Source organism: Streptomyces sp. NPDC002092 (assembly GCF_053593775.1).
Genome location: NZ_JBSFDG010000008.1, coordinates 430942 through 437033, shown reverse-complemented (window position 1 = coordinate 437033; position 6092 = coordinate 430942). Strand labels below are relative to the sequence as shown.

The window sequence follows — 6092 nt, the reverse complement described above, 5'->3', positions numbered from 1 at the left end:
TCTTTCAGCCCGTCCGGCGTTTGAGGACGAGGCCGTTCAGGCCGAAAGCGGGGGTCTGGGGGCGGCAGCCCCCAGGTACGGGACGGGAATGGGTAGGGGCGGCGGGGGCGAGAGATCAGGCCCTGGACGGGCTGCGGTACACCGCCCGCGCCAGGTGGGTCGCCGCTGCCGCGCGGGGGCGGCTGTCGGGACCCCGCCGCCGCGGATGCACCGCATTCGCCAGCAGCACCAAGAACGTGTCCGTCGCCGGATCCAGCACCACCGACGTCCCCGTGAACCCCGTGTGCCCAGCCGCCCCCCGCCCCGCCAGCTCCCCCATGAACCACGCCTGGTCCACGGCGAACCCGAGCCCCGGCGGGGTCAGCAGCAGTTCCACGAAGTCCGTGCCCAGGATGCGGGCGGGCCCGTAGGAGCCGCCCGCGAGAAGCGTGCGGCAGAACACCGCCAGGTCACGCCCCGTCGAGAAGAGGCCCGCATGGCCCGCGATGCCGCCCAGCGCCCACGCGTTCTCGTCGTGGACGACACCACGCACCATCCCCCGGTCGGCCTTGGCCCACGGCCGCCGCTGGTCCTCCGTCGCCGCCGCCCCGGGGCAGGGCCCGAAGTCCGTCGACAGCATCCCCAGCGGACGGGTGATCCCGTCATGGATCAGGGCGTCCAGGGTCCGCCCGGAAACCCGCTCCAGAACGAACTGCAGCAGCAGAAAGTTGAGGTCGGAGTACGTGTACGTGCCGGGCACCCCGATCGGCACCTCCGCCCGCAGCCTCTCCAACCGCTCCGCGTCGTCGGCACAGTCGTACAGCGGGAGTTCGGGCCGCAGCCCGGAGGTATGGGTGAGCAGCTCCCGCACAGTGATGCCGTGCCGGACGGCCGCGCGGAACTCGGGCAGATAGGCCCCGACCCGCGCATCGATCCCGAGCGTGCCCCGCTCGATCTGCTGCACGGCGGCGACCGCGGTGAACAGCTTGGTGAGGGAGGCCACGTCGACGGGTGTGTCGACGGTCATCGGGACGCGGTCCGAGGGCGGCAGCTCGACGCCACGGTCCGTGTCGGGGTCGTAGGCCGAGTACCTGACGGCCCAGCCCGCCGCCTCCTCGACGGCGATCACCGGCCCGCGCCCGGCGACGACGACGGCACCCGCGGCCCAGGGATGGTCCCCGGTGGTGAGGTCGTGGACCTCCTGGACGAGGTGGCGGAGTTCGCCGGGGTCGAGTCCGGCCCGCTCGGGGCTGTCCCTGCGCAGTCTCGGTGCGCTCAGCTCCCCGCTCCTTCCACGCTCGTACGCCCGCTCCGGGGTCGGCACATTCCCACGAAGCAGGCCAGTGCCACCAGCGCCGCGGCCAGTTGGACGACGGCCATCGGGACGGCGGTGTGCTCTCCGGCGATCCCGACCAGCGGGGAGGCGACGGCGCCGATGAGGAACGAGGAGGTGCCGAGCAGCGCGGACGCCGACCCGGCCGCGTGCTTGGTGCGCATCAGGGCGAGGGCCTGTGCGTTGGGCAGGGTCACACCCATCGCGGACATCAGGACGAAGAGGGCCGCGGCGACGGGCGCCAGACCGACCGTGCCGAGGACTCCGGTGGACATGAGCAGAAGGGCGGTCGCGGCGGCGATGACGACGAGCAGGCCCGCGCCCAGCGCCCGGTCCAGACGGACCCTTCCGACCAGCAGTTTTCCGTTGATCTGGCCCACGGCCACCAGGCCCACCGAGTTCAGGCCGAAGAGCAGGCTGAACGTCTGCGGGGAGGCGCCGTAGATCTCCTGGATCACGTACGGCGAGGCCGATATGTAGGCGAAGAGCGCCGCGAACGCGAACCCGCCGGTGAGCATGAAACCGGTGAAGGGCAGGTCGGCGAGGAGACGGCGCATCGAGTGCAGGGCCTCGCCGACTCCCCCGCCGTGCCTCTCGGCAGTGGGGAGGGTCTCGGGCAGTTTCGTCCAGACGAAGACAGTCAGCACCGTGCCCACCGCCGTGAGCACCACGAACACACCCCGCCAGTCCGTCACCCGCAGGATCTGCCCGCCGATCAGCGGCGCGACGATCGGGGCGACCCCGCCGATCAGCATGAGGGTGGAGAAGAAGCGGGCCATCGCCACGCCGTCGTACAGGTCGCGGACCACGGCGCGCGCGATCACGATCCCCGCCGCGCCCGCCAGCCCCTGTGCGAGCCGGAACGCGACCAGCAGCTCGACGGTCGGTGCGAAGGCGCACAGGACGGTCGAGACGACGTAGGCGATCATGCCGATCAGCAGGGGCCGGCGGCGGCCCCACCGGTCGCTCATCGGGCCGGCCACCAGCTGGCCCAGGGCCATCCCGAGCAGACAGGCGGTGAGCGTGAGCTGGACGGTGGCCGCGGGGGCGTGCAGGGAGTTCGTGACCTCGGGGAGCGAGGGGAGGTACATGTCCATCGCGAGCGGGGGTGTCGCGGTGAGGCCGCCGAGGATCAGGGTGACGAGCAGTCCGGTACGGGGAACGGTACGGGCGGCGGCCGGTTCCGCTGCCGGTCCGGCCGCCTGCTCTGTGTGCGGTGTCGACATGTCCGGTGTCGACGCCCCCTGCTCGGGCATGCGCCCCTCCCTCTCCGAGTGCTACGTCCCTATGGTCTCAGCTCGCACACAGTGCCGAATGTCACTTGCCCCTCGGGCTGCCCGGACCCGGATGGCGGACGGTCTCGTCCCGTATGCCGGACCCTCGCCTACGCTGCGGGCCCATGAATGCCATGGAGACTGAGAAGCAGGGGACCGGCGGGCGGTCCAGGATCGCGGTGGTGACCGGTGCCGGCTCCGGCATCGGGCGGGCGGTTGCCGTGGAGCTGCTGCGTGCGGGCTGGTCGGTGGCGCTGGCGGGACGGCGCACCGGGACGCTGGAGGAGACGGCGGCGCTGGTGCCGGGCGGCGCCAGTCTCGCCGTACGGACCGACGTCTCACGGCCGCAGGACGTGGCCGCACTGTTCGCCGCCGTGGTCGAGCGGTTCGGGCGGGTGGATCTGCTGTTCAACAACGCGGGGACGTTCGGTCCCGGCGGGGTGCCGGTCGAGGAGCTGGAGTACGAGGCCTGGCGGCATGTGGTGGACACCAACCTCAACGGGGCGTTCCTGTGCGCGCAGGCGGCGTACCGGCAGATGAAGGCGCAGGACCCGCAGGGCGGGCGGATCATCAACAACGGTTCGATCTCCGCCCATACGCCTCGGCCGCACTCCGTCGCCTACACGGCGACCAAGCACGCGCTGACCGGCCTCACCAAGTCGCTCTCGCTGGACGGGCGTCCGTACCACATCGCGGTCGGGCAGATCGACATCGGCAACGCGGCCACCGACATGACCGCGCGGATGCAGACCGGAGCGCTGCAGGCCAACGGCGAGATCGCGCCCGAGCCGGTGATGGACGCCGCCGATGTGGCGCGCACGGTGCGGCACATGGCCGAGCTGCCGCTGGAGGCGAACGTGCAGTTCGCGACGGTTCTGGCGACCGCGATGCCGTATGTGGGCCGCGGTTGACCGCCCCGGCAGGTACTCAACTCGTCAACTTGCACAACCGGAATTTGAGCGTCCGCACTATTGCGGCCGGTTGTGGACCTATGCTCAAATCTCCTACACAAGAGCTTCACACTTGGGGGAGTGAAGTTCCGTAGGCCGGCAGTCCATGCCGAGGGGGGATGGCAGCCGTTCCACCGCACCGGGTGGGGGTGGATCTCGCGTGGGACCGCGAGGTACGCACCGGTGGGTGGAACGGCTGCCACATACGTCAGTTGGCGTGTCTGCCGCCGCTCCTGCCGCGTCTGCGCAGCGCCCAGACGCCGCCCGCGAGCAGGGCGATCGTGCCGCCCGCGCCCTCCAGCAGCCGCCAGGCCGTGGGGTCGTCCGACCCCGCGCCGGGGGCGCCGGCCGCCGCCTGGGCCGTCTTGCGGGTGGGTGTCACCCTGGCCCCGCCCTCGCTGAGCGGCTCGACCAGCGTGCCCACCGGTTCGGCCGAACCGCCGTGCGTGAAGCCCCAGTCGAGCAGTGCGGCCGTCTCCTCGTAGACGGCGTTGGAGCCGCTCTTGGGGTGCATCACGGTGGCCAGCAGGGTCCGGCCCCCGCGGGTGGCGGCACCGGTGAAGGTGTTGCCCGCGTGGCTGGTGTAACCGTTCTTGACGCCGATAAGACCGTCGTACGTCTTCAGGCCCCATGCGCCGGTGAGCAGACGGTCGGTGTTCTGGATCTGGAAGGTCTTCCGGCCGCCGGCCGGGAAGTCGGCGATCCTGGTGTGGCAGTACTCGCGGAAGTCGGGGTTCTTCAGTCCGTGCCGGGCGAAGAGGGTGAGGTCGTAGGCGGAGGACAGCTGGCCCTTGTGGTCGAAGCCGTCCGGGCTGACCACATGGGTGTCCAGGGCCTGCAGGTCCTCGGCCTTGGCCTGCATCTCGGCGACCGTCTTGGCCACTCCCCCGTTCATATGGGCGAGCACATGCACGGCGTCGTTGCCGGAGCGCAGGAAGACGCCCTGCCACAGCTGCTCGACGGTGTACGTGATCCCGGGCTTGACCCCGACCAGGCTGGAGCCGGCCGGGATGTCGGCCAGGTCGGCGTCGGTCACCTTGTACCGCTGACCGCGCTGGAACTTCTTCAGGACGGTGTCGGCGAACAGCATCTTCAGTGTGGACGCGGGCGGCAGGCGCCGGTGCGCGGCGAACGAGGCGAGCACCTCTCCGCTCTCGCAGTCGGCGATGATCCAGGCACTTGCGGTGAGTTTCCCGGGCAGACCTGTGGCGCCGCTCACCTGAATTCCCTTACGGGCGAGTCGCTCGCCGCCGACGACGGTGCCGACAGCGGATGCGGGAGTCGCCGAGGCAAGCGGAACGGCGGCTGCGGCAAGGCCGAGAGCGGCACGCCGGGAGAGGGGAGAAGAACCATGCACCCCGGGACGGTAACACCCACTCAACAGCAGTTTCCTGGCAGTACGCCGTCCACGGCACAGGAATTGCCTGTCTTACGTAATTCTGACCTGGCACCCTACTTTCCGAGGTCTGATACATCCTTTACTCGGTCCACCACAAAGGGGAAAGACCCGGGGAAAGGGTTTCTCACCGTCCGAGAATCCGGTCGACCTCGGCCAGTTGCCGGTCGGTGAGCGGCCCCTTCGCGATCGCGCCGGCGTTCTGCTCGGCCTGCGCGACCGAACGGAAGCCGGGAATCGGGATGGTGCGCGGACTGCGCGCCCACAGCCAGGCCAGAGCCCCCTGGGCGAGGGTACGGCCGCCGCTGGTGAGGATCTCCCGCAGCGCGTCGATACGGGCGACCCAGTCCGAGTCGGCTCCGCAGCCCTCGCTGAAGCCCTCCAGCCAGGCCGGCGGCTTGCTGCGGATGTCGCCCGCCTCCAGGACGCCTTGACGCTTCCCCGCCAGCAGCCCCATGGCCAGCGGGCTGCGGTTGATGCTCGCGAGCCCGGACTCCTCGCACAGCGCGAACATTTCGGGGGCGTCCTGCAGCACGTTGGCCGCGTGCTGCACGGCCGCGCAGTGCTCCCCCTCGGCGAACACGGCGGCGCGGGCCGGGTCGTCGGTGCTCCAGGCGTAGGCGCGGATCAGCCCCTCCCGTACGAACTCCTCGCACAGGTCCCGGAGTTCGGCGGCCCGCTCGGGGTCGGCGTCGGAGATGTGCAGTTGGTAGAGGTCGACGTAGTCGGTGTCCAGCCGCTTCAGCGACGCGGCCACCGCGCGGCGGGCGTGCGCCGGGGAGTCGTCGCGGCCGATGAGGGTGCGGGTCTCCTCGTCGAAGACGTTGCCCCACTTGGTGGCTACGACCACGTCGGCGCGGCGCTTGCCCAGCGCCCTGCCGAGGATGCGCTCGCTGTGTCCGGTGCCGTAGGTGTCCGCGGTGTCGAAGAAGGTCACGCCGAGGTCGAGGGCGCGCCGGATCGCCCGTACGGACTCGTCGTCGTCGACCTTGCCCCACCCGAGCGGCTGCCCCTCCGTGTTCTGCCACTCGCCTCCGATGGCCCAGCAGCCGAAACCGAGAGCGCTTACCCGGATGCCGCTGCGACCGAGGGTCCTGTTCGTCTCCATGACCGAGAACGGTAGGAGTTGGAGCACGCACAAAGGCAAGGGGTGGTACGCG

At 70.8% G+C, this 6092-nt stretch carries 5 protein-coding genes; 1 reads left to right on the top strand and 4 read right to left on the bottom strand.

Translation table 11 applies throughout. The annotated features are described in order from the left end of the window. Positions 1–115: 115 nt before the first annotated feature. Positions 116–1303, bottom strand: a complete 1188-nt coding sequence (locus ACWCRD_RS21340; RefSeq protein WP_450967356.1) for a serine hydrolase domain-containing protein — start codon at positions 1301–1303, stop codon at positions 116–118. Next, positions 1255–2568 (bottom strand): multidrug effflux MFS transporter, encoded by a 1314-nt coding sequence (locus ACWCRD_RS21335; RefSeq protein WP_450967355.1) that lies wholly within the window; start codon positions 2566–2568, stop codon positions 1255–1257. The genes ACWCRD_RS21340 and ACWCRD_RS21335 overlap by 49 nt, the downstream gene beginning before the upstream one ends. A 143-nt stretch (positions 2569–2711) precedes the next feature. Between ACWCRD_RS21335 and ACWCRD_RS21330 the strand changes: the two genes are divergently transcribed. After that, positions 2712–3497, top strand: coding sequence for an SDR family oxidoreductase (locus ACWCRD_RS21330; protein ID WP_450967354.1), 786 nt, complete (start codon positions 2712–2714; stop codon positions 3495–3497). 247 nt (positions 3498–3744) lie between these two features. On the opposite strand, the gene ACWCRD_RS21325 is transcribed toward ACWCRD_RS21330, so the two are convergent. Together ACWCRD_RS21325 and ACWCRD_RS21320 are read right to left on the bottom strand one after the other, a co-directional pair. Further along, positions 3745–4893: a D-alanyl-D-alanine carboxypeptidase family protein gene (locus ACWCRD_RS21325; RefSeq protein ID WP_450967353.1), complete on the bottom strand. Its 1149-nt coding sequence runs from the start codon at positions 4891–4893 to the stop codon at positions 3745–3747. Between the two features lie 166 nt (positions 4894–5059). Further along, positions 5060–6040, bottom strand: a complete 981-nt coding sequence (locus ACWCRD_RS21320) for an aldo/keto reductase (protein WP_450967352.1) — start codon at positions 6038–6040, stop codon at positions 5060–5062. Positions 6041–6092 lie beyond the last annotated feature (52 nt).